This is a genomic window from Janthinobacterium sp. BHSEK (assembly GCF_056174685.1).
This window is the reverse complement of sequence record NZ_JBWBYV010000003.1, coordinates 174371-200241: the sequence shown is the minus strand read 5'-3', so window position 1 is coordinate 200241 and position 25871 is coordinate 174371. Positions and strand designations below refer to the sequence as shown.

Here is a 25871-nt window from a genome sequence, read left to right as displayed (position 1 = left end):
GCCGTACTAAGCCGCCGTATGGTTGACAAAGAGCAACCAGCGGCGCCATCCGCAAGGATGAGATTGCCCGAACGTTCACACATAACAATAACTTGGAGTGAGACATGAACACAAATACGAGCAAAACGGTTTTTTCAACGATGCGCCGCGCCGTCCTCGGCACCTTGGTGCTGGGCGTGGCGGTCGCATCGAGCGGCACGGCCTTCGCGCAGGGCAAGGAAGTGACGATTGCCTATCAGGAAATCAACGGTCCCTTCCTGGTGGCGATCGCCAGCGGCGAGGTGGAAAAGACCACCGGCTACAAAATCAACTGGCGCAAGTTCGATTCGGGCGCCAAGGTGGCCACCGGCATGGCGTCCGGCGACGTGCAGATCGGCGTCATCGGTTCGAGCCCATTGACGGCGGCCGTCAGCCGCGGCGTCGACCTGCAGCTGTTCTGGATCATCGACGACATCAACGAAGCCGAAGCGATGGTGGCCCGCAATGGCGCCGGCATCAGCAAACCGACCGACTTGCGCGGCAAGAAGATCGCCGTGCCGTTTGTTTCCACCACACACTTCCACACCATGTTCGCGCTGGAAACGTGGGGCATCAAGCCCACGGAAGTGAAATTGCTCAACATGCAGCCGAACCAGATCGCCGCCGCCTGGGAGCGGGGCGATATCGACGCGGCCTTCGTGTGGGACCCGGCCTTGAGCAAACTCAAGCAAAACGGCAAGGTGCTGGTGACCTCTGGCGAACTGAGCAAGAAGGGCAAGGCCACGTTTGACGGCATGGCCGTCGAGCACGCCTGGGGCGAGGCGAATGCCGATTTCATGGCCAAGTTCGTCAAGGTGATGGCCGCCGCCGATGCCGACTACCGCGCCAATCCGAAGGCGTGGACCATCGATTCCCCGCAAGTCAAAGCCAACGTCAAGCATTCGGGTGCGGCTGCCAAGGACGTGGCAGCTTCCGTGGCCCTGTACGCCTATCCATCGTTGCAGGAGCAGGCTTCGCCGGCCTGGCTCGGTGGCGGCGCGAAGGGCGGCGTGGCGCAAGCCTTGCTGGCCACGGCGCAATTTTTGAAGGGCGAAGGCAAGATCGATACGCTGGCCCCTGACTACGCCAAATATGTGACACCCAAGTATGCACAGGCCGCCGGCCTGCTGAAGTAAACGTTGTGCGATGGCGCGCCTGCGGGCGCGCTGACTGAACAGAGTGCGTTGAACAGAACTGTGGGGACACGATGGAAAATCTGTACGTCAAGGATGTCAGCGTGATTTATCCGGGCAAGACGGCCGGTGAACGCGTACATGCCTTAAATAATATCAATCTCACCATCAATAGCGGCGACTTCGTCGTCGCGCTCGGTGCTTCCGGCTGCGGCAAGACAACCTTGCTGAGCCTGATGGCGGGCTTTATTGCCCCGTCCAAGGGGGAAATCATGCTCGGGGACAATAAGGTGGAAGGGCCTGGCGCCGACCGTGGCGTCGTGTTCCAGAAACACGCCTTGCTGCCGTGGCTGAACGTGATGGAAAACGTGGAATTCGGCCTGAAGCTGCAAGGCGTGCCGAAAGCCGTGCGGCGCGAACAGGCGGCCAAGAACCTGGCGCTCGTGGGCTTGAAGGACTTTCACGACAATATGATTTATCAGTTGTCGGGCGGCATGCAGCAAAGGGTGGGCATCGCCCGCGCGCTGACCAGCAATCCCGCCATGCTGCTGATGGATGAGCCGATGGCGGCGCTCGATGCGCTGACGCGCGAGACCATCCAGGAATTGCTGCTCGATATCTGGGCCAAGTCCAGCACCATGTTCTTCTTCATTACCCACAGCGTCGACGAGGCGCTGTTCCTGGCGAACCGGCTGATCGTCATGTCGCCCCGTCCGGGACGCATCACGCACACCTACGAACTCGATTTCAACAAGCGCTTCCTCGAATGCCGCGATGCGCGCGCCGTGAAATCGAGCCCGGACTTCATCAAGATGCGCGAAACAGTGCTCAACATCATTTATGGCGACGAGCGGGCAGTCAACAAAGAGCTGGAGGTGTCCCATGCATAGCCCATCCGTCGTGGGATTTCCTCCCGCCACCGCCAAGCGCGCCGGTTTCTTTGGCCGCCTGTTCGCTCCCCGCTGCGCCATGCCCGGCGAAGCGTTCGGCGCGCCGGGGCAGGGCAATTCCAGCCGCATCGCCACCGTCACCGTCATCGCCGTGCTGCTGCTGTGGTTTGGCGTGACGGCCAGCGGCCTCGTGAAACCCCTGTTCCTGCCGTCGCCGCAAGCTGTCTATGAAAAATTCATCATGGCGGCCACCACCGGTTTCGGCGGCGCCACCCTGTGGGAACACACGGTCGCCAGTCTGGTGCGGGTGTTTGGCGCATTCGGCCTGGCCTGTGTGCTGGCCATTCCCATCGGCGTGATGATGGGCGTGAACCGCGTGGCGCGCGGCATCTTCGATCCCTTGATCGAGTTCTACCGTCCGTTGCCGCCGCTCGCTTACTTGCCACTGGTCATCATCTGGTTCGGCATCGGCGAGTTTTCGAAGGTCTACCTGATCTTCCTGGCCATCTTCGCGCCGATGGCCATCGCGGCCCGCGCCGGCGTCAGCTCCGTGTCGCTGGAGCAAATCCACGCGGCCTACTCGATGGGCGCCACCCGTTTCCAGGTGATCGTGCACGTGATCCTGCGCGCGGCGATTCCGGAAATCCTCACCGGCATGCGCATCGGCATCGGCGTGGGCTGGACCACCCTGGTGGCGGGCGAGATGGTGGCGGCCACGCGCGGCCTCGGCTACATGGTGCTCAGCGCTTCCGAGTTCCTGGCCAGCGACGTCGTGATCATGGGCATCATCGTGATCGGCTTCTTCGCTTTCCTGTTTGATTTGATGATGCGCTACCTCGAACGTACTCTCGTGCCATGGAAGGGCAAGGTGTAAGACGTTCCCGGGAGTGGCGCTAATGCCACAAGTGTTGCCGCCGCTCCCATTTTTTAACCAGCAATAACTCAGCCATACCCCGTACGTATCCTCCAGCGCGCTTGCCCCTTGGGCGCCGCGCCGGGCCGCTGCATTTCCAGATTGACTTATGGCATGCAGCCAACCAGACTGATTTGATGATGTATCGATGCTGCTTGACGGTGTTGCCCAAATAAAACAAAGCCGCGCGGCAAGAACAGGCCGCAGCAGGCCAGGGCGCACCGAGCTTCAGATATTGACAACACATGACAATCGCCGTAGCGAGCGGCAGTGAGTTGTGGCTGAGAAGCGGAGCTGTGCGGATGCACAGTGAGCATCGGAGGCCGCAAATCGCGACGCGCAGTAGGCGTTGTCAGGTGTTTTAACAGGAGACAAACATGATTAGCGACAACCACAATAACACGGGCTTGCAGCACTCGCTGAAGCAACGCCACATGAGCATGATCGCCATCGGCGGCGTGATCGGCGCCGGCCTCTTTGTCGGCAGCGGCGTCATCGCCAAGGCCGCCGGCCCGGCCGCCATCCTATCCTTCTTGCTCACGGGCGGCCTGGTCGTCCTGATCATGCGCATGCTGGGCGAGCTGGCCTCGTCCCTGCCCGTGGTCGGCTCCTTTTACGAATATGCGCGCCTGGCCTTCGACGACAAGCCGAAGGTCTCGAAATTCCTCGGCTTCATGAGCGGCTGGATGTACTGGTATTTCTGGGTCGTCGTGGTGGCGCTGGAAGCCATCGCCGGCGCCAAGCTGGTCAACTTCTGGCTGCCCGACGTGCCTTCGTGGGCCATCAGCCTGGTCTTGCTCGTGTCGATGACGGTGCTCAACCTGTTCTCGGTGAAAGCCTTCGGCGAATTCGAATTCTGGTTTGCCTCGATCAAGGTGGTCGCCATCATCGTCTTCCTGTTCGTCGGCGCCCTGTTCATCACGGGCAGCTTGCCTAACAGCATCCCAAGCCTGGGCTTTTTGACCAGCCATGGCGGCTTCATGCCCCACGGCTGGGGCCCCGTACTGAGCGGCGCCGTCGCCGCCACGGCCTTTTATTCGGGCGCCGAAATCGTCACCATCGCCGCCGCCGAAACGTCGGACCCGGCCAAGGCCATCGCCCGCGCCACCAATTCCGTCGTCACGCGCGTGCTGATGTTCTATGTCGGTTCCATGTTTGTCGTCGTCTGCATCGTGCCCTGGGATTCGCCGGCCATCGCCACGCCTTTCGTCAGCGCCCTGACCGTCATGAACATCCCGTACGCGGCCCACATCATGAACGCCATCATTTTGACGGCCGTGCTGTCGGCCCTGAACTCCAGTCTGTACGCCTCGTCGCGCATGATCTTTGCGCTGACGCGCCGCGGTGACGCACCGACGGGCCTGGTCAAGCTGAGCAAGAATGGCGTGCCCATTCGCGCCATCCTGTTCAGCACCTTGTTCGCCTATTTCGCCATTGCCGTCTCGTATGTGTCGGCCGACCTGGTCTTCCCCTTCATCGTCAACTCCTACGGCATCCTGATCCTGTTTGTCTACCTGCTGATTGCGATATCTCAATTGCGTTTGCGCCGCCGCCTGGAGCGCGAATGCCCGGAACGCATCAAGGTGCGCATGTGGCTGTTCCCCTACCTGACGTATTTCACCATCATCGCCATGCTGGTGATCCTGGGCGCCATGAGCGTGTCGTCCGATACGGAGCAGCGCGTGTCGTTCTGGTTCGGCCTGTTGAGCGTGGTCATCATGAGCGTCATGTACTACATCAAGAAGCTGGTCAACGACGACCGCAACGGCGGCGAAGCGGCCGACACCAAAGTGGAGCTCAAACATGTCTGATACGACCTTGTTGCCTGCAGGCCGGCGCCGCTTCCTGCGCACGACGGCCGCCCTGGGCGCCGCCGCCGTGGCGGGGCCTGGGTCAGCCTTGGCTGCTTCCGTCACCTTACCGTTTGAAAATGGCGAGCGCGAACTGGTGGCCTTCCCGCAAAAGCGCCCGCTGATTTTACTGACCAGCCGTCCGCCCCAGCTGGAAACGCCGTTCAGCGTCTTCAATGAAGGCGCGATCACGCCCAACGACGCGTTTTTCGTGCGCTATCACTGGAGCGGCTTGCCGACCAGCATAGATGGCGGCAGCTACCGCCTGCGCATCGGCGGCCTCGTCAAGACGCCGCTGGAACTGTCGCTGGCCGAACTCAAACAGCTGGCCGACCCCGTCGACGTGGTGGCCGTGACCCAATGTTCGGGCAACAGCCGCGGCTTCTTCGCCCCGCGCGCCAACGGCGGGCAGCTGGGCAATGGCGCCATGGGCAACGCCCGCTGGACGGGCATCCCCCTGAAAACCGTGCTGGAAAAGGCCGGCATCGCTGCCAGTGCCGTGCAAGTGGCCTTCAATGGCCTGGAAACGCCGCCCGTGGGCGACGGTCCCGACTTCCAGAAAGCCTTGTCCGTCGAGCACATCATGGCCGGCGACGTGATGCTGGCCTGGGCCATGAATGGCGAGGACATCCCTTTCCTCAACGGCTATCCGCTGCGCCTGATCGTGCCGGGCTACTATGGCACTTACTGGGTCAAGCACCTGAGCGACATCACCGTGCTCGACAAACCGTTCGACGGCTTCTGGATGAGCACGGGCTACCGCATTCCCGACAACGGCTCCGGCTTCATCGAGCCGGGTACACCGGTGGGCAAGACGACGCCGATCAGCCGCCTCAACGTGCGCTCTTTTATTACCAGCGTGCAGGATGGCGCGCGGGTGAAGGCGGGGCGCGACCTGGCCTTGCGCGGCATCGCCTTCGATGGCGGGCAGGGCATCATCGAGGTGACAGTGTCGGTGGACGGCGGCCAGACGTGGCAGGAAGCGAAGCTGGGCAAGGACCTGGGCCGCTTCTCGTTTCGCGAGTGGACCATGGTCATGAAGGCGCCGCGCAAGGGCAAGCACGTGCTGATGGTGCGCGCCGTCAACCGCATCGGCCAGAGCCAGCCGATGAAAGCCCTGTGGAATCCCATGGGTTATATGCGCAACGTGGTGGAAACCACGCGCATCGACGCAGTGTGAGGAGAACCAGATGCTGATCAGAACACTTGCTACCGCCGTGACGCTGGCGCTTGCCGGCAGCGCGGGCGCGCTGGAAATTCATTTGCCGCCGGAAACGGCCACCTACAAACCCAGCGAATTGCCCGGCTACCAGCTGGTGCAGCGCAACTGCATGACGTGTCACGCGGCCCAGTATGCATCGAGCCAGCCGCCCGCTTCGCCGCGCGCCTACTGGGAAGCGACCGTCAAGAAGATGAAGAAGCCGTTCGGCGCCCAGTTTGACGACGCGGACGTGCCGGCCATGGTCGACTACCTGGTGAAAACCTATGGCGCGGAGCGGGGCGCCGCGGCGCCTGCCGTCGCAACGAAGCCCGCCGCAGCGGCTGTCCCGGCCGCCGGCGGCAAGGATGTGAAAACCCTGCTGGCGGCAAATGGCTGCATGGCTTGCCACGCCCTCGACCAGAAAGTCGTCGGCCCCGGCTTTGCGGAAGTGGCGGCCAGATACAAGGGCAAGGACAGCGTTGCCGCTGTGGCGGCCAACATCCGCAATGGCGGCGCCGGCAAATGGGGGCCCGTGCCCATGCCGCCATTCAGCCAGCTCAGTGTAGCCGATGCGGCGACCCTGGCGAAATACGTGCTGAACAGGTAACGCACTTCACCTTCTCTTCCTATCCGCAGCCAGCTTGCATGTCGGCCCTGTGCCCGACATGCAAGCTGGCTGTCCCGCCTGTTTTTTCAGTCATTTCCACTATCGATATTGATTCATTGGAAATTCATTTTTGCAAGAATGTTACATGCGCTGATGGCGCAAGAAATTGCGCCTCTGGAAGAGAAGCGGTGTATGCAAAATAGTAACATTGTTTTATCTTGCGACAATATCAATAATTCATCATTGAAACCAATATTTGGGCAGTGAAAAGTAGCATCTCGATAGTAAGCATCAGGGAAGTTTGTTGCGTGAAGACAACGAATTTCTGAGCGGAAAGATGCGTTTTCAGGTGATTTTACGGATTTTGCTGACGCACGTGTTTTGGCTGCACCAACAGAGTGAGTTACTCCCCCCGGACAGGTATTTTCGCGTCTCATGACGCGCTAAAATGGAGCAATGTTGCCGTTGAGAATTTTATTTTTTAGTTGCCATTCTATTTAACATTGGTAGCAAAAGAATATTTTTCTTCAAGCTCTTGTATTCCCCGCCAGTGCAGCCGGAAACGGCGTGCCTGGCGCGGGCGCGCCGCCTGAAAGGATGACCTTGAATACCAAATTACTTCCATTGACCTTGCTGGCGCTGATCCAGACCGCCTGGGCCGTCGATCCGCCAAGTTCCGGTAGCCAATTGCAGCAGATACCCGCCGCGCCACAGTTGCCGAAAGCGCCGCCGGCCATCCGCGTGCAGCAGGGTAATGTGCCGGCCACCACGGTGGGCGATACCACGCGCATCACGGTACGGCGCCTGCAGATCACGGCGCCGCCCGTCTTTGCCGAGAGCGAACTGGTCGCCGCCACGGGTTTTGTCCCGGGCAGCGAGCTGACCCTGGGCGAACTGCGCGGGATGGCGTCAAAAATTGCCAGCTATTATCAGAACCGCGGTTATTTCCTTGCGCAAGCCTATCTGCCCGCGCAAGATATCCACGATGGCATCGTCGCCATCCACGTGCTGCCGGGCCAATATGGCCAGGTGCAGTTGCGCAATCAGAGCAATCTGTCCGACGGCCTGGCCGGCACGATACTGGCCGGCCTGGATGGGCAGGTGATCGCCACGCCGCCACTGGAGCGGCGCTTGCTGCTGCTGTCGGACTTGCCGGGTGTGCAGGTCAGCTCGACCCTGGCGCCGGGGGCGTCCCTGGGTGCGTCCGACCTGATCGTCGACGTGCAGCCTGGCGCGCGCTTCAACGGCAGCATCGACCTGGACAACCAGGGCAACCGCTACACGGGCCGCAACCGCATCGGCGCCACCCTGAACATCAATGAACTGGCCGGCATCGGCGACGTGGCCACCGTGCGCGCCTTTACCTCGGCTGACGGCTTGAACTACGGCCGCCTGGCCTATCAGGGACAGGCGGGCCTGTTGCGTCTGGGCGGCGCCTACACGTATATGGATTACAAGCTGGGCAAGGAATTTGCCGTGCTCGACGCTAAGGGAACGGCGAAGATCGCCAGCGCGTATGGCAGTTATCCGCTGATCCGCTCGCGCAGCAACAATCTGTATGCGCAAGTGAGCTACGACGACAAGAAATTCCAGGACAGGACGGAATCGACGGGCAGCGTCAACGACAAGACGGCCAAGGTGTGGATGCTGAACCTGAATGGCGACAGCAAGGACGGCTGGGGCGGCGGTGGCGTCAGCACCTATTCCGTCACGTACACCACGGGCAAGATCGATATCGAGACGCCGGTAGCCTTGCTGATCGACCAGCTGACGGTGAAAAGCAACGGCCACTTCAACAAGCTTGCCTTCAACGCGGCGCGCGTGCAAAGCCTGGGCGGCGAGACGAGCTTGTTCGGCATCATCAGCGGCCAGGCGGCGTCGAAAAACCTCGATGTTTCCGAAAAGATGGGTATCGGCGGCGTGGGCGGCGTGCGCGCCTATCCGGGCGGCGAGGCGTATGGCGACCAGGGTTACGTGCTGAACCTGGAGCTGCGCCAGAACGTGACGGCGTTCACGGCGTTTCCCGGCCAGCTGCAGGTGCTGGCCTTTGCCGATACGGGCACCGTCAAGCTGAACCGCGACGCCTGGAGTGCGGGCGAGAACCGCCGCACCCTGAGCGGCGCCGGCGTGGGCGTGACGTGGACGGGCGCCAATGCGCTCGTCCTGAAAGCGTATTACGCGCACAAGCTGGGCAATGCCAAGGCGACCTCGGCACCCGATGCGGCAGGCCGCTTCTGGCTGCAAGCGATCAAATATTTCTAAATTACTACATCAATAAAGACATCAGGACATTGCCATGAACCGCATCTACCGCTCCATCTGGAACCAGGCCACCGGCGCTTACGCCGCCGTTTCCGAAAACGTCAAATCCGCAGGCAAGCGCTCGATGCCCGGATGCAGCGGGGGCGGGGCGCATTTCGCCTTGAAGAGCATGGCGGCGGCGCTGATGCTCGGTTATGGCTCGCTGGCCCTGGCGGGGCCGGCGGGCGGCACGGTGGTGGCGGGCCAGGCAACGATCAACGGCGCGCCCGGCTCCACCGTCATCCAGCAGGGCAGCCAGAACGCCGTCATCAACTGGGCCAGTTTCAATATCGGCAAGGGCGAGTCGGTGCAGTTCCAGCAGCCCAACAGCAATGCGGTGGCCCTGAACCGCGTGCTGGGCGGCGACGGTACTACCATCCTGGGCAACTTGTCGGCCAACGGCAAGGTGTTCATCGTCAACCCGAACGGTGTGCTGTTCGGGCAGGGCGCGTCCGTGAACACGGCGGGCCTGGTGGCCTCCACCCTGGACATCTCGAATAGCGACTTCATGGCGGGCAAGTACCAGTTTTCCGGCAACGGCAGCGGCAAGGTCTTGAACCAGGGCAGCATCAGCGCGCCGGGCGGCTATGTGGCCTTGCTGGGCGCCAACGTCTCGAACGAAGGCACGATCCAGGCGCGCCTGGGCTCGGTAGCCCTGGCGGCGGGCCGCGCCATCACCCTGGACGTGGCCGGTGACGGTTTGCTGAACGTGGCGGTGGACCAGGGCGCCGTGGGCGCGCTGGTCAACAATGGCGGCATGATCCAGGCGGACGGCGGCAGCGTGGTGCTCACGGCGCAGGCGGCGGGCGACTTGCTGAAAACCGTGGTCAACAACACGGGCGTGATCGAGGCGCACACCATCGACACGCGCGGCGGCACGATCAAGTTGCTCGGTGACATGCAAAGCGGCACGGTGCACGCGGCCGGCACCCTGGACGCCAGCGCGCCCGCTGAAGGCAATGGCGGCTTCATCGACACCTCGGCCGCGCACGTGAAGATCGACGATGCGCTGAAGGTGACGACGGCGTCGGCCAAGGGCCTGTCCGGCACCTGGCTGATCGACCCGACCGACTTCAATATCGCCGTTTCCGGCGGCGACATGACGGGCGCTTTCCTCAGCAACTCCTTGAAGTCGGGCAATGTGCAGATCCAGAGCGTGTCCGGCGGCAGCGGCACGCAGGGCAACATCAACGTCAACGACAACGTCAACTGGACGGCCAACAAGCTGACCCTGACGGCACAGAACAATATCAATATCAACAAGGCCATGCGCGGCGCGGGCACGGCCAGCCTGGCCCTCGAATACGGACAGAGCGGGCTCGCCGCCGGTAACTTGTCCACGTACAACGTCAAGGCCGAAGTGGACTTGCCATCGGGGAATAACTTCAGCACCAAGCTGGGCAGCAATGGCAGCGTCGTCGTGTATCAGGTGATCAACAGCCTGGGCGCGTTCAACAGCACGACCGGCAGCGACGTGCAGGGCATGCAGGGCAATTTGTCCGGCAAGTATGTGCTGGGCAGCAATATCGATGCGCGCGGCACCTCCGGCTGGGATGGCGGCAAGGGCTTCGCGCCCATCGGCAGCGATGCGACGCCATTCACGGGCACGCTCGATGGCCTGGGCCATGAAATCGTGGGATTGACGATCAACCGTCCTGAAGTGCCTGTCGGGATGTTCGGCAATATCGGCGCTGCCGCTGCCGTGCGCAATCTGGGTTTTAGCGGTGTCAGCGTTGCCGGATCGGCCGCCAACTATAGCAGCACCTATGCGGGCATAGGCGCACTGGCTGCCGTCAACAGCGGCAAGATCGATAATGTGCGCAGCAGCGGCGGCGTCACCGGCTCAGGTTATGTCAATCTCGGTGGCCTCGTGGGCATTAACAATGGCACGATCAGCAACAGTGCCAGCGCAGGCACGGTGACGGCCGGCGGCTATGCGGCGGCGGGTGGCCTGGTGGGCACCAATGCCTTGGGCGCCTTTGTCAAGAACAGCTCCAGCGCCGCTACCGTCACCACGCCGCATTACATGGCGGCCGGCATGGTTGTGATTAACCGCGGCGCGATCAGCGACAGCTATGCCACCGGCACGGTCAATTCTGGCGGCAACTACGGCGGAGGCCTGGTCAGCGTGAATACGGGCAGTATCAGTAACAGTTACGCCACCGGGACGATGAATGCCTCGGGCAGTGCTGGCGGCCTGGTTGGCACGAGCGACAGCTCGGAGTCAAGCATCAGCAACAGTTATGCGACAGGCAAGGTCATCTCCACCGGCGGCTACGTCGGCGGCCTGGTGGGCCTGTTGCGCGGCACCTTGAGCAACAGCTATGCGACGGGCGACGTGCAGAACACCTCGCTGGCGGGCGGCATCGTCGGCTACAACGTGGGCGGCACCATCACGAATGTGTACACCACAGGCAAGGTGACGGGGGGCGGCGCCAGCGTGGGCGCCATCGTCGGCGAGCATAACGGCGGTAGCGTCAACCGCGCCTATTTTGACAGCACGATTAATTCCGGCCTGAATGGCATCGGCCAAAGCTTCAATGGCGCCACCTCGAATGCGCAAGGGCTGAGCACAGCGCAGATGCTGGTATCGAGTAATTATGTGGGCTTCAATTTCACGACCACGGGCGGCGCGACGGGCAACAACTGGGTCCTCGTCAGCGGCGATGGCGCGATCAATGGCGCAAGCGCCGGCACGCGCCCCATGCTGGCGTCGGAGTGGTCGAATACCATCAATTCCACGCACCAGCTGCAATTGATGGCGATGAACAAGGCTGCCAGCTACACGCTGGGCAGCAGTTTCAGCGCCGCCACGACGGCGGCCAATGGCAAGGATATCTGGGGCAGCACGGGCTTCATCCCCGTCGGCACGGCGGCTTCGGCCTTCACGGGCAGCCTGGATGGCACCGGCCATATCATTTCCAGTCTGAACATCGCCAAGGCGGGCGTGAGCGACGTGGGCCTGTTCGGCACCATCGGCAGCGGGGGCGTGGTGGCGAACGTGGGCTTGTCCGGCGGCAGCGTGGCGGGCGGCACCAATGTGGGCGCACTGGCCGGCAGCAATGCGGGCACGATCAGCGGCAGCTTTGCCACCAGCGGCGTGACGAGCACGTCCACCGGAGGCGGCCTGGTGGGCAGCAATACAGGCACGGTGGTGGACAGCTATGCCAGCGGCGCCGTGAACGGTACGAGCGCCGTCGGCGGCCTGGTGGGCAGCAATGGCGGCAGCGTCGCCAACAGCTACGCGAACGGCAGCGTGAGCGGTTCCAGCAATGTGGGCGGCCTGGTGGGCGCCGGTGCGGGCAGCGTCACGGGCAGCTACTGGGACACGGTGAGCAGCGGCCAGGCGGCCAGCGCGGGCGGCACGGGCATGACGACGGCGCTGCTGAAGAACCTGTCGAATTACACGGGCGCCGGCTGGGAACTGGCGCAGATGTGGGTGGTCTACGACGGCCAGAGCGCGCCTTTCCTGCGCTCGTTCATGAAGCAGGTCGCCGTGCGCGTTTCCTACGACAGCAAGGTGTATGACGGCGTGGCCTACGCTGGCGGCAGCAATAGCGTCACCTACTCGAACACGGTGGATGGCGCCAGCCTGCTCGGTACGGTCGCGTATGCGGGCAATGCCACAGGCGCCGTCAATGCGGGCACGTATGGCGTGTCGGCCAGCGGCCTGTATTCGTCGGGCGGCCAGGCCGGCTATGCGATCAGCTATATCGATGGCGGCCTGGTGATCACGCCGAAAGCCCTGACGGTGACGGGCGCGACGGCGGTGGACAAGACCTATGACGGCAACGCCACGGCGGCCATCACAGGTGGCGCGCTGAGCGGCTTGGTGAATGGTGAAACGCTGGTCTTGAACAGCGCCAGCGGCGTCTTCAATAACCAGAACGCGGGCAATGGCAAGGCCGTCACCATCACCGGCGGGAGCCTGGGCGATGGCACTGGCCTGGCCAGCAACTACACGGTCGGCAGTTCGTCGGCCGGAACGGCCAGCATCACGCCAAAGGCCCTGACGGTGACGGGCGCGACGGCGGCGGACAAGACCTATGACGGCAACGCCACGGCGGCCCTCACGGGCGGCGTCCTGAGCGGGCTGGTCGGTTCGGAAACGCTGGTCTTGAACAGCGCCAGCGGCGTCTTCAATAACCAGAACGCGGGCAATGGCAAGGCCGTTACCGTCACGGGCGCCAGCCTGGGCGATGGCACTGGCCTGGCCAGCAACTACACGGTCGGCAGTTCGTCGGCCGGAACGGCCAGCATCACGCCGAAGGCCCTGACGGTGACGGGCGCGACGGCGGCGGACAAGACCTATGACGGCAACGCCACGGCGGCCCTCACGGGCGGCGCCCTGAGCGGGCTGGTCGGTGGGGAAACGCTGGTCTTGAACAGCGCCAGCGGCGTCTTCAATAACCAGAACGCGGGCAATGGCAAGGCCGTCACCGTCACGGGTGCCAGCCTGGGCGATGGCACTGGCCTGGCAAGCAACTACACGATCGGCAGTTCGTCGGCCGGGACGGCCAGCATCACGCCGAAGGCCCTGACGGTGACGGGCGCGACGGCGGCGGACAAGACCTATGACGGCAACGCCACGGCGGCCCTCACGGGCGGCGCCCTGAGCGGGCTGGTCGGTTCGGAAACGCTGGTCTTGAACAGCGCCAGCGGCGTCTTCAATAACCAGAACGCGGGCAATGGCAAGGCCGTCACCGTCACGGGTGCCAGCCTGGGCGATGGCACTGGCCTGGCCAGCAACTACACGATCGGCAGTTCGTCGGCCGGAACGGCCAGCATCACGCCAAAGGCCCTGACGGTGACGGGCGCGACGGCGGCGGACAAGACCTATGACGGCAACGCCACGGCGGCTATCACGGGCGGCGCCCTGAGCGGGCTGGTCGGTTCGGAAACGCTGGTCTTGAACAGCGCCAGCGGCGTCTTCAATAACCAGAACGCGGGCAATGGCAAGGCCGTCACCGTCACGGGCGCCAGCCTGGGCGATGGCACGGGCCTGGCCAGCAACTACACGATCGGCAGTTCGTCGGCCGGAACGGCCAGCATCACGCCAAAGGCCCTGACGGTGACGGGCGCGACGGCGGTGGACAAGACCTATGACGGCAACGCCACGGCGGCTATCACGGGCGGCGCCCTGAGCGGGCTGGTCGGTTCGGAAACGCTGGTCTTGAACAGCGCCAGCGGCGTCTTCAATAACCAGAACGCGGGCAATGGCAAGGCCGTCACCGTCACGGGCGCCAGTCTGGGCGATGGCACTGGCCTGGCCAGCAACTACACGGTCGGCAGTTCGTCGGCCGGAACGGCCAGCATCACGCCGAAGGCGCTGACGGTGACGGGCGCGACGGCGGCGGACAAGACCTATGACGGCAACGCCACGGCGGCCCTCACGGGCGGCGCCCTGAGCGGGCTGGTCGGTTCGGAAACGCTGGTCTTGAACAGCGCCAGCGGCGTCTTCAATAACCAGAACGCGGGCAATGGCAAGGCCGTCACCGTCACGGGTGCCAGCCTGGGCGATGGCACGGGCCTGGCCAGCAACTACACGGTCGGCAGTTCGTCGGCCGGAACGGCCAGCATCACGCCGAAGGCCCTGACGGTGACGGGCGCGACGGCGGCGGACAAGACCTATGACGGCAACGCCACGGCGGCCCTCACGGGCGGCGCCCTGAGCGGGCTGGTCGGTTCGGAAACGCTGGTCTTGAACAGCGCCAGCGGCGTCTTCAATAACCAGAACGCGGGCAATGGCAAGGCCGTTACCGTCACGGGCGCCAGCCTGGGCGATGGCACGGGCCTGGCCAGCAACTACACGGTCGGCAGTTCGTCGGGCGGGACGGCGAACATCACGCCGAAGGCCCTGACGGTGACGGGTGCGACGGCGGCGGACAAGACCTATGACGGCAACGCCACGGCGGCTATCACGGGCGGCGCCCTGAGCGGGCTGGTCGGTTCGGAAACGCTGGTCTTGAACAGCGCCAGCGGCGTCTTCAATAACCAGAACGCGGGCAATGGCAAGGCCGTCACCGTCACTGGCGCCAGCCTGGGCGATGGCACTGGCCTGGCCAGCAACTACACGGTCGGCAGTTCGTCGGCCGGAACGGCCAGCATCACGCCGAAGACCCTGACCTTGACGGGCTTGGGCGGCAACAATAAAGTCTACGACGGCACAGCCGGTGCGAACCTGACCGGCGGCACCTTGAATGGCCTGGTCAATGCGGAAACCCTGGGCTTTACCGTGCAGGGCGCCAGCTACAACGACAAGAACGCGGCAACCGGCAAGACCATCACAATCGGCGGCGTGACCTTGAACGATGGCAGCGGCCTGGCCGGCAACTATACGCTGAGCGCGCCTGGCGGCCTGACGGGTGATATCGCGAAGGCAACGATTACGGGCATCACTGGCTTGAGCGCCGATGACAAGGTCTATAACGGCAACGTCAGCGCCAGCCTCAGTGCCAGCTTGGCCGTGATCAATGGCAAGATTGCCGGCGACGACGTGCAATTGTTTAGTGCGAATGGCGCCTTCACGGATAAGAACGTGGGGACCAACAAAGCCGTCAATATCAGCAATATCACCTTGTCCGGCAGCGATCTGGTCAATTATGACTTCCTCAACAATACGGCCAGCGCCACGGCCAGTATCACGCCCAAGGCCGTCACGCTCTCCGGTGTGACTGCGGGCAATAAAGTCTACGATGGCACGGCGGCGGCAGTCTTGTCGGGTGGCACCTTGAGCGGCATGGTCGCGGGTGAAACGCTGAACTTCATCGGCGGTGTCGGCAGCTTCAGCGACAAGAATGCCGGCACGGGCAAGGTGGTCACGATCAGCGGCACGGCCTTGCAGGATGGCACAGGCCTGGCCAGCAACTACACCTTCACCAGTCCGGGCAACGTGACTGCCGAAATCAGGAAGGCAAGCATCACCGGCGTGACCAACGTGGGCATCAACAACAAGACCTATGATGGTTCCGCCACAGCCACGCTGAATGGCACGGCGACCTTCACCGGCATCATCGGCGCCGACAGCCTGAGCGTCGTCGGAAATGGCGTGTTCAGCGACAAGAATGCAGGCACGGGCAAGACAGTGGCTGTCAGCGGCATCACCTTGGGCGGCGCGGACGCGGGCAACTACATCCTGGGCAGCACGACAGCCAGCGGCGTGGCCGACATCGCCAAGGCCAGCATCGGCAGCGTGTCGAACGTGGGCGTCAACAACAAGATTTATGATGGCTTGAGAACCGCCACCTTGAATGGCACGGCGACCTTCGATGGTATTGTTGGCAACGACAGCTTGAGTGTTGCAGGCTCTGGCTTGTTCAGCGACAAGAATGCGGGCACGGGCAAGGTGGTCTCGGTCAGCGGCCTCACGCTGGCTGGTGCGGATGCCGGTAACTACATTCTGGCTAGCAATGTATCCAGCGGCACGGCCGATATCACGCCCAAAGCCCTGACGGTGACGGGCCAGGTGGCGGGCAACAAGGTCTACGATGGCAATGCGGTGGCGCAACTGATCGGCGGCAGCCTGGCCGGCCTGGTGGGCGACGAGACCCTGGCCATCGGCGGCCAGACGGCGGCCTTCGGCGACAAGAACGCGGGCAATGCGAAAGCCGTGACGGTCAGCGGCACGACCTTGCTCGACGGCACTGGTTCGGCCAGCAACTACACGGTGGCCAATCCGACCGGCTTGACGGCCAGCATCACGCCGAAAGCCCTGACGGTGACGGGCCAGGTGGCGGGCAACAAGGTCTATGACGGCAATGCGGTGGCGCAACTGACCGGCGGCAGCCTGGCCGGCCTGGTGGGCGACGAGACCCTGGTTATTGCTGGCCAGACGGCTGTCTTCGGCGACAAGAACGCGGGCAATGCGAAAGCCGTGACGGTCAGCGGCACCACCTTGCTCGACGGTTCCGGTTCGGCCAGCAATTACACGGTGGCCAATCCGACCGGCTTGACGGCCAGCATCACGCCGAAAGCCCTGACGGTGACGGGTCAGGTGGCGGGCAACAAGGTCTATGACGGCAATGCGGTGGCGCAACTGACCGGCGGCAGCCTGGCCGGCCTGGTGGGCGACGAGACCCTGGCCATCGGCGGCCAGACGGCGGTCTTCAGCGACAAGAACGTGGGCAATGCGAAAGCCGTGACGGTCAGCGGCACCACCTTGCTCGACGGCTCGGGTGCGGCCAGCAACTATACGGTGGCCAATCCGACCGGCTTGACGGCCAGCATTACGCCGAAAACCCTGACGGTGACGGGCCAGGTGGCGGGCAACAAGGTCTACGACGGCAATGCCGTGGCGCAACTGATCGGCGGCAGCCTGGCCGGCCTGGTGGGTGACGAAACCCTGGTTATTGCTGGCCAGACGGCGGTCTTCAGCGACAAGAATGCGGGCAATGCGAAAGCCGTGACGGTCAGCGGCACCACCTTGCTCGACGGTTCGGGTTCGGCCAGCAACTACACGGTGGCCAATCCGACCGGCTTGACGGCCAGCATCACGCCGAAAGCCCTGACGGTGACGGGCCAGGTGGCGGGCAACAAGGTCTACGATGGCAATGCGGTGGCGCAACTGATCGGCGGCAGCCTGGCCGGCCTGGTGGGAGATGAAACCCTGGTTATTGCTGGCCAGACGGCGGTCTTCGGCGACAAGAACGCGGGCAATGCGAAAGCCGTGACGGTCAGCGGCACCACCTTGCTCGACGGTTCGGGTTCGGCCAGCAACTACACGGTGGCCAATCCGACCGGCTTGACGGCCAGCATCACGCCGAAAGCCCTGACGGTGACGGGTCAGGTGGCGGGTAACAAGGTCTACGACGGCAATGCGGTGGCGCAACTGATCGGCGGCAGCCTGTCCGGCCTGGTGGGCGACGAGACCCTGGCCATCGGCGGCCAGACGGCGGCCTTCAGCGACAAGAACGCGGGCAATGCGAAAGCCGTGACGGTCAGCGGCACGACCTTGCTCGACGGCTCGGGTTCGGCCAGCAACTACACGGTGGCCAATCCGACCGGCTTGACGGCCAGCATCACGCCGGCGTCCATCAGCGCCATTGCCGGTATCGTGGCCGCGAACAAGGTGTACGACGGTGGCACGGCCGCCAGCCTGAACCTGGCTGGCGCCACCTTCAAGGGCCTGGTGGCTGGCGACGCCTTGAGCCTGGCTGGCGGCCCCGTGCTTGGCGCGTTCAGCGACAAGAACGCGGCAACGGGCAAGACCGTGACCATCAGCGGCCTGGGCCTGGCCGGTGCCGATGCGGGCAACTATGTGCTGGCCAGCAGCCAGGCCAGCACCACGGCCGATATCACGCCAGCGGCGCTGACGGTCAGCGCCAGCGGCGTCAACAAGGTGTATGACGCCACCACGAATGCCGTCGTCTCCTTGCGCGACAACCGTATCGGCAATGATCAGCTGAGTATTGCCAGCAACGGCGCCAGCTTCAGCGACAAGAATGCGGGCGTGGGCAAGACGGTGACGGTGGCCGGCATACGCCTGAGCGGCGCGGATGCGGGCAATTATGTGGTCAACAGCACCGCCAGCACGACGGCCACGATCTCGCAGGCGGCGCTGACGGTGAAAGTCGAGAATGCCGAAAAAGACCAGGGACGCGCCAATCCCGACTTCCGCGCCAGCTACAACGGCTTGCTCGCTGGCGATACGCTGGCCACGGAATTAAGCGGCAACCTGGCCTTCAGCACGCCGGCGACGACGGCTTCCGCGGCAGGCAATTATCTGGTATCGGCATCGGGTCAGACGTCGAACAACTACGCCTTGAGCTATGTGGATGGCGTGCTGAAAGTCAATCCGACGGAGGCGCTGCAAAGCGCGGTCGCAAGCGTGATTGCTGCCGTTGCCGTGGCGCCATCGCAGGGCAATATGGTGCAGGCGGACATGATCGTCAGTGGCGAAACGGCGCCAGGCAAGCCCGCCGCCGCGCAGGAGGCGCCGCGCGAGGGCGAGCAGGGCAGCGCAGGCAGCGCGCCGGCGGTGCAGTTGGCCGGCAATGTCGTCGGCAATGTCCTGCCAGGACTGCGCCTGAGCGTGGTCGATAGCGGCTTGCGCCTGCCGGCCGAAGCTGGCGGCAACACGCGCCAGGATAGCCAGTAAAGCCAGCGGCGTCACCGCATGGTGGCGCCGGAGATGCCGCTTCGTATTTCGAAGCGGCATTTTTTTTTACCGGCGCGTCGTTGACGCGCTCGTATAATGGCTACACCATCCTTGATTTCCGTCAGAAGAGCAGCGCTGAACAGAAAGTACAATCGCATGACATCCAACTTCATCGGCGTGGCCGGCTTGCCACGCGCCGGTTCTACCTTGCTGTGCCAACTGCTGGCGCAGCATCCCGACTTGCATTGCGAAGGCAATAGTTCGCCCCTGTGCAACGCTTTGCTGGGCATGCGGCGCATGGTCAGCGACGACGCTTTTTTCCTGTCGCAGCTCGACAGCTCCTTCGATGCCAGCTATGACCATCTGAAAACGGCCATGCAGGGCTTCCTGCGCGGCTGGTACCGGGATTGCGGCAAGCAGGGCGTGGTGGACAAGAACCGCGCCTGGCTGCATTGCGTGGAAATGCTGCTGCAGCTGGCGCCGGAAGCGAAAATCATCGTCTGCGTGCGCGAACTGGGCCAGGTCTACGGCTCCATCGAAGCGCAGCACCAGCGCACCATTCTGCTCGATTTTGTCGACCATCTGGCCGATTTCGACCGCCTGGGCCGTGCCGACATGCTGTTTGCCAAGGACCGCACCATCGGTGCTCCCCTGAGTTCCCTGCATGCCGTGCTGGACTTGCCTGCCGAAGTGCAGCAGAAGCTGTATTTCGTGCGTTTCGAAGACTTGATGGCGCGGCCGGTGGAATGCATGTCGCACCTGTACAGCTGGCTGGGCCTGGCACCGTTCCAGATCGACCCGCACGATCTTGCCGTGGGCATCCAGGAAAGCGACAGCCATTACCGCATGAAGTATACGCACCGCCAGCAGGCGACGATCAGCGCGCCCAGGCCGCATGCGATACCGCCGCGCATCCAGGCGCAAATCGAAGATGCGTATGGCTGGTTTTATGACCTGTATTATCCGCAACACCAACGCGCGGCAACGCCATCGGCCTGAAAACACCTGCGGCAGTGCTGATACCACTTGCCGCGCCGATGCTGGCGCGGTATTGCCGGAGCCGGCCGCATATCTTTCCCTTTCATTCTTTGCCAACGGTGCCTTGGGCACCGGCGCTGATGCAACTGGTATTGTAAAAAACACCGTTGTATAAAACCACTTGACTACCAATTTTCGGCGACGCATTCTTGATGCAGAAAGCCGACGCTTCGCTGTGCTTTCTTTACGTACAACATAAAAAGCTACTTCGATAGTTTTCGTATAACGTTCAGGAGACATTGTGAAGACACGGCAAATTAGCCGGCTGGCCTCGCCTTTGATGGCTGGCCTGCTGGGCAGCGCGCTGCTCGCTTGCGGCGGCAATTCCACCACCGAACCCCCCTCGACCCTGCTGGCCGCCACGGCCGCCAGCGATCAGTGCGCTGCCTGGAGCGCCGCCGCCGTCTACACGGCGGGCCAATGCGCCGTCTACGACGGCAAGGTGTACCGGGCCAAGTGGTGGGTGCAAGGCACGGCGCCGAACAACGACCAGTGGGGACCGTGGAGTCTCGATACCAGCACCCCGACACCGACGCCCACTCCGACGCCAACGCCAACGCCAACTCCGACGCCAACTCCGACTCCCACGCCAGGCGTGCCCACCAAGGCCCAGGCCGAGGCGAACGAGGCGGCGCTGACGAACAACGATTTCTTCCGCAAGGTCAAGGCGTCGATCCGCACCCTGGGAAATGCCGCCGTCGAGGCCGTACAGCCTGGACTGGCCGGCAATCCGCTCAACGTCAAGCGGGTCGAACGCCTGCTGCCAGCGGCGAAGTGGGATTACTATTTTGCCGCGCGCGACGCCAGCTACACCTACCAGCGCTTCCTGCAAGCCGTGGCCAAGTTCCCCGCCGTGTGCGACGACTACAGCGACGGGCGCAACGCGGACGCCATCTGCCGCCATAGTCTGGCCACCATGTTCGCCCATTTCGGGCAAGAAACGGGCGACCATAACGCCAGCAGCCCGCTGCCGCAATGGCGTCAGGGTTTGAAATATTTGCGCGAACTGGGCTGCGATGAAACGGGTGCCGGCTGCGGCTACAACATCGAGTGCGCCGATCCCGTCTTCAACAAGGTATGGACGTGCGGTAAGAATGCCGACGGCAGCTTCAAGAAATACTTTGGCCGCGGCGCCAAGCAGCTGTCCTACAACTACAACTATGGTCCATTTTCGCAAGCCATGCATGATGGTGACCAATCCGTGCTGCTGAAAAATCCAGACCTCGTCGCCTCGACCTGGCTGAACCTGGCGTCGGCCACGTTCTTCTTTGTCTATCCGCAACCGCCGAAACCGTCGATGCTGCATGTGCTCGACGGCACTTGGGTGCCGAACGCGGCCGATACGACGGCCGGCGCGGGCAATAATTTCGCCACCACCATCATGATCATCAACGCCGAATGCGGGCAGGGCACGGAAAAGCAGGCCGCGCAAAACCGTATCGATTACTACAAGCAATTTGCCGCCGACATGGGCTGGGATTATTCCGGCGAACAATTGTCTTGCGCCAACATGCAACGCTTCACCCCGGCCAGTTCCGCTGCCTACAACATCTACTGGGAAAAGAACTGGAGCGCCGGTGGCGAGAACCAATGCCAGCTGGTCAGTTACCAAACCCCGTACAGCGCCTTGCTGGCCGGGAACTACGTGAAATGCGTGGAAGCCAACTGGAATGTGAAGTTGCAGTAGCAGTCAATGCAAGACAGCCGGCCAGGGATAACAGTTGACAAGAGCCCCTTCAGGGGCCTGCAACAGCTCTCGATGTACAACCATAACGGAGACCAATACCACATGAAATCGAATGCATTATTGATGGCCCTGCTCAGCGGCGTGCTCGTCGCTTGCGGCGGGGGCCAGGACGGCACGACCGCCCCCCCGAACACCTTGCTTGCCGCCGTGGAGGCGTGCGCCGTCTGGGATGCCGCCACCGTCTACACGGGCGGCCAGTGCGTGACGTACCAGGGCGTCACCTACAAGGCCAAATGGTGGACGCAAGGCAATGTTCCCAGCGCCGCCGACCAGTGGGGCCCATGGGCCGTGACGGATACGCCGACGCCAACGCCGACACCGACGCCGACACCGACGCCGACACCGACGCCGACGCCAACGCCGACACCGACGCCAACGCCGACGCCGACGCCGACACCAACGCCGACACCGACACCGACACCGACACCCACGGCTTGCCGTCCGGACGGCCTGATTTCGGCCGTGCCGAATGTGCCGTATTGCAAGGTGTACGACGCGAATGGCCGCGAAGTGCTGAGCAATGGCTTGAACCGGCGCATCGTCGGCTACTTTGCCAGCTGGCGCACGGGCGTCGATGGCAGCCCAACGTATCTGGTGAATAACCTGCCGTGGGACAAGATCACCCACTTGAACTATGCGTTCGCCACCGTCGATCCGGCCACGTCGAAAATTGCCATCGGCAGCGGCGCCGCCAATCCCGATACGGGCCTGACGTGGCCCAACGTACCGGCGGCAGCCATGGACCCGTCTTTGCCGTACAAGGGCCACTTCAACTTGCTGTCGCAATACAAGAAGAAGTATCCAGGCGTGAAACTGATGATTTCCGTGGGCGGCTGGGCCGGCAGCGGCGGCTTCTACACCGCCACGACGAACGCGGACGGCAGCATCAACACGGCCGGCATCAACACCCTGGCCGACTCGATGGTGGCCTTCGTGCGCCAGTACAACTTCTTCGATGGCGTCGATGTCGATTACGAACATCCGACCACCAACAATGAAGCGGGCAATCCGAACGACTTCGCCGTGTCGAAACCGCGCCTGGCGGGCCTGATGACGAGCTACAACGTGCTGCTGAAGGTGCTGCGCCAGAAGCTCGACGAAGCGGCCGTGCAGGACAATAAATACTATCTGCTCACCATCGCCGGCTCCGCCTCGGGCTGGGTCTTGCGGGGCGAGGAAAACATGTCGGGATTGAAATATCTCGATTACGCCAGCCTGATGAGCTACGACTTGCACGGCGCATGGAACCAGTATGTGGGACCGAACGCGGCGCTGTTTGACGACGGCAACGATGGCGAATTGCGCGCCGGCAATGCCTATCAGTTCCAGAACATCGGCTACCTGAACACGGACTGGGCTTACCGCTACTACCGGGGCGCCATGCAGGCGGGCCGCATCAATATCGGCGTGCCGTTCTACACGCGGGGCTGGAAGGATGTGACGGGCGGCACCAACGGCTTGTGGGGCACGACGCCGCTGATCAGTTCCACCGTCACCTGCGCCGGCACCAAGACGTGCGGCACGGGCGCCACCGGCATCGACAACGTGTGGTTCGACCTCGATACACAAGGCAAGCCGACGCCGGGCGGCGGCAACCCCATCTGGCACGCGCTGAACTTGCAGAACGGTATCGTGCCGAGCTACCTGGACGCGTATAAAGTCACGGACAAGGCGCTGGTAGGCACCTATGTGCCGTACTACAGCAGCACCATGGTGGCGCCGTGGCTGTGGAATGCGACTAAAAAAGTATTCATTTCCACGGAAACCACGCAGTCGATCGCGGCCAAGGCCCAGTACATCGTCAATAACAATATCGGCGGCGTGATGATCTGGGAAATGGCGGGCGACTATGCCTGGGATGCCACGCGCAACGGCGGCAAGGGCGAGTATTTCATGGGCACCACCCTGACGGACGTGCTGTACCAGGCCTTCCGCACGGCTGGCGTGTACGGCAACAAGCGCGCCGAAATCGCCATGCCGGGCACGGCGGCCAACGTCAGCATCACCCTGGGCGGCTGGAAGCTGGGCGACAACAACTTCCCCATCAACCCGGTGATGACGGTGAAGAACAACACCACGTCGACCCTGCCGGGCGGCACCGTGGTGGAGTTCGACTATCCCGTCTCGGCGCCATCGGACATGAGCGACCAGTCCGGCTTCGGCTTGACGGTGATCAATGCCGGCTACACGGGGCCGAACAATATCGGCGGCTTCACGAAGAACTACAACCGGGCCCGCTTCGCGATTCCCGCCTGGCAATCGCTGGCGCCGGGCGGCTCCGTGGCGCTGACCCTGAACTACCGCCTGCCGATCTCGGGACCGGCCAACTACACGGTCACCGTGGGCGGCACCAAGTACGCCTTGACGCAGGAGTATCCGGAACTGCCGGTGGCCTTGCCGTAAGTTGAATCCGGCAGGGTAAACAGAAAAGGGCGGAACCGAGGTTCCGCCCTTTTTTCTTGGCTTTCTTTTGAAATAAAACGCCGGACAAAACCGTAGCGAGCGGCAGTGATGTGTGGCTAAGAAGCGCAACCGTGCTAGAGCACGGTGAGCATCGCAGGCCGCACAGCGCGCCGCGCAGTAGGTTTTGCTCGGTGTTTAGAACCAGGTTTCTACCTGGAAGCCGTACGACGTGCCGCTGGTATTGTTGTTATAGATCGGGCCGCCGTTGTTCGACGCATTGACCGAGGCGGTGGCCGCATCGTTCCATTTGCCGTAGGTAACAAAAGCGCGCAGCTCGGGACGCGACCACAGGCCAGGGCCGGCCGAGATCGTCGGCGCGATGGTCAGCTTGGTCAGGCGCTTGGCCGGCAGGCCGCCCGCTTGCGTCACGCGGTCAGTACCCAATTCGCCCACCAGCTTGAAGTTGTTGGTGAACGCGTACACGGGACGCACGCCGACCGAGGTCCAGGTCGAGGAACCGTTGGCGTTCGATTCGTCTTTTTGCCACAAGGCGACGAATTCCATGCCGAAATTGGCCATCGGCTGGATCGCCATGTCATTGAAGATGCGCGTGCGTTTCACGTCCGAACCGAAATTGGTGTCGCCCGAGGCGCCGAACTGCGCGCCCTTGCCCGTGCCGGGACCGACGCCGTACTGCACGCCGAAGGTATTGCCGCCGCCGAAGACTTTCGCCTGGCGGTGGAAGGCCGACAGCTGCCAGCCATTGTGCTTCTGGCCGAAAGCGTCATTGTCCTTGCCTTCGCCGATGATGTAGGTCGCGGCCAGGTCCAGCGTGCCGTTTTCATTGACGGGAATCTCGCCGTAGATGAAGTTCTGGCGCACGGCGGACTTGGTGCTGACGACGCCGGTCGGCGACACGGTGTTGATGTCGTTGTCCTTGAAGAAGGCGTACGAGAATTTGCCGGGGCCGGCAGGAATGCGGTCCAGGCCGGCGCCCGTGCCGTTCATATTGATGTACTGCAAGTCCAGCATGTGGATGTCGGGACGGTAGTAGAAGCGTTTGCCGATCCAGGCCGTGCCGCCGTTCAGGAAATCGAGTCCCTGCGCTTCGACATAGGCCTTGACGATGCCCAGCTTGTTGTCGCCGAAATCGGAGTTGGGCGCGTAGGCGTTGACCCAGATGGTGGCCAGGTAATTCACGCCGCCGGACTGGGCGACGGACTTGGTGTAGCCGAATTCCGTGTAGGCGTCGCACTCATTGCCCAGACGATATTTCATGGTATTGCCGCCCAGGCCGAAGCAGCCTTGCGAACCGCCGTCGCCCGAAGTATTGCTGCCGGCGCCGGCGCGCAGGTAGCCGTGGAAGCCTTCGGAGTCGGATGGATACATGGGGTCGGCCATGGCGGCAGCGCTGGCGATGGCCAGGAGCAGGGCAGGTAAAGTTTTCAATGCAGTGCGATTCATGCGGTCTCCAGAAGAATGTTGGTGGTAGCGGTGGCGCCCCGGAAGGCCGTTCACCGCACACGGTCTAATGCCGAAAACCAAGTCTAGCAGCGCTTTTTTAACCAGCCTGATACAAATCGAACAAGTACCGATACTTTCTTTCAAAGTGTTGTTTTTACTCGATATCGATACTCTGGCGCATAGAGGGGTTGCAAAAGAGTATCGAATTGC

General features: G+C 62.9%; 13 protein-coding genes. 11 read left to right on the top strand and 2 right to left on the bottom strand.

Features of this window, described 5'->3' with window-relative positions; genetic code table 11:
- The first annotated feature begins 104 nt into the window (after positions 1 to 104).
- The 6 genes from tauA (at position 105) to sorB (ending at position 6612) form a co-directional block, all read left to right on the top strand.
- Complete coding sequence (gene tauA, locus AC0V2Y_RS01525; protein WP_475413609.1) at positions 105 to 1154, top strand: taurine ABC transporter substrate-binding protein; 1050 nt, start codon at positions 105 to 107, stop codon at positions 1152 to 1154.
- A 71-nt stretch (positions 1155 to 1225) separates the two neighbouring features.
- Complete coding sequence (locus tag AC0V2Y_RS01520; protein WP_070219220.1) at positions 1226 to 2041, top strand: taurine ABC transporter ATP-binding protein; 816 nt, start codon at positions 1226 to 1228, stop codon at positions 2039 to 2041.
- Between the two features lie 79 nt (positions 2042 to 2120).
- The gene (locus AC0V2Y_RS01515) at positions 2121 to 2915 is read left to right on the top strand and encodes an ABC transporter permease subunit (RefSeq protein WP_475413723.1); all 795 of its coding nucleotides are present in this window, start codon (positions 2121 to 2123) and stop codon (positions 2913 to 2915) included.
- A 416-nt stretch (positions 2916 to 3331) separates the two neighbouring features.
- Complete coding sequence (locus AC0V2Y_RS01510; RefSeq protein ID WP_475413608.1) at positions 3332 to 4765, top strand: amino acid permease; 1434 nt, start codon at positions 3332 to 3334, stop codon at positions 4763 to 4765.
- Positions 4758 to 5984, top strand: a complete 1227-nt coding sequence (gene sorA, locus AC0V2Y_RS01505) for a SorA family sulfite dehydrogenase catalytic subunit (protein ID WP_475413607.1) — start codon at positions 4758 to 4760, stop codon at positions 5982 to 5984. The genes AC0V2Y_RS01510 and sorA overlap by 8 nt, the downstream gene beginning before the upstream one ends.
- 10 nt (positions 5985 to 5994) lie before the next feature.
- Positions 5995 to 6612 carry a SorB family sulfite dehydrogenase c-type cytochrome subunit gene (gene sorB / locus AC0V2Y_RS01500; RefSeq protein ID WP_475413606.1) on the top strand — a complete coding sequence of 206 codons (618 nt, stop codon included), beginning with the start codon at positions 5995 to 5997 and terminating at the stop codon, positions 6610 to 6612.
- A 113-nt stretch (positions 6613 to 6725) separates the two neighbouring features.
- Here sorB and AC0V2Y_RS01495 read toward each other — a convergent pair whose 3' ends face one another.
- Positions 6726 to 7049 carry a hypothetical protein gene (locus AC0V2Y_RS01495; protein ID WP_475413605.1) on the bottom strand — a complete coding sequence of 108 codons (324 nt, stop codon included), beginning with the start codon at positions 7047 to 7049 and terminating at the stop codon, positions 6726 to 6728.
- A 166-nt stretch (positions 7050 to 7215) separates the two neighbouring features.
- On the opposite strand from AC0V2Y_RS01495, the gene AC0V2Y_RS01490 reads away from it, so the two are divergent.
- From AC0V2Y_RS01490 to AC0V2Y_RS01470, 5 genes are all read left to right on the top strand, one after another.
- Entirely contained in the window at positions 7216 to 8874 is a 1659-nt protein-coding gene (locus AC0V2Y_RS01490; protein ID WP_475413604.1) for a ShlB/FhaC/HecB family hemolysin secretion/activation protein, read from the top strand.
- Positions 8875 to 8908: 34 nt separating this feature from the next.
- Entirely contained in the window at positions 8909 to 19009 is a 10101-nt protein-coding gene (locus AC0V2Y_RS01485; protein ID WP_475413603.1) for a YDG domain-containing protein, read from the top strand.
- A 156-nt stretch (positions 19010 to 19165) separates the two neighbouring features.
- The gene (locus tag AC0V2Y_RS01480) at positions 19166 to 20008 is read left to right on the top strand and encodes a sulfotransferase family protein (protein ID WP_475413602.1); all 843 of its coding nucleotides are present in this window, start codon (positions 19166 to 19168) and stop codon (positions 20006 to 20008) included.
- A gap of 280 nt (positions 20009 to 20288) precedes the next feature.
- Positions 20289 to 21734 carry a glycoside hydrolase family 19 protein gene (locus tag AC0V2Y_RS01475; RefSeq protein WP_475413601.1) on the top strand — a complete coding sequence of 482 codons (1446 nt, stop codon included), beginning with the start codon at positions 20289 to 20291 and terminating at the stop codon, positions 21732 to 21734.
- Positions 21735 to 21836: 102 nt separating this feature from the next.
- Entirely contained in the window at positions 21837 to 24197 is a 2361-nt protein-coding gene (locus tag AC0V2Y_RS01470) for a chitinase C-terminal domain-containing protein (RefSeq protein ID WP_475413600.1), read from the top strand.
- Between the two features lie 195 nt (positions 24198 to 24392).
- Here the strand turns inward: AC0V2Y_RS01470 and AC0V2Y_RS01465 are convergent, their stop codons facing one another.
- Positions 24393 to 25661 carry a carbohydrate porin gene (locus tag AC0V2Y_RS01465; RefSeq protein ID WP_475413599.1) on the bottom strand — a complete coding sequence of 423 codons (1269 nt, stop codon included), beginning with the start codon at positions 25659 to 25661 and terminating at the stop codon, positions 24393 to 24395.
- Positions 25662 to 25871: the final 210 nt, after the last annotated feature.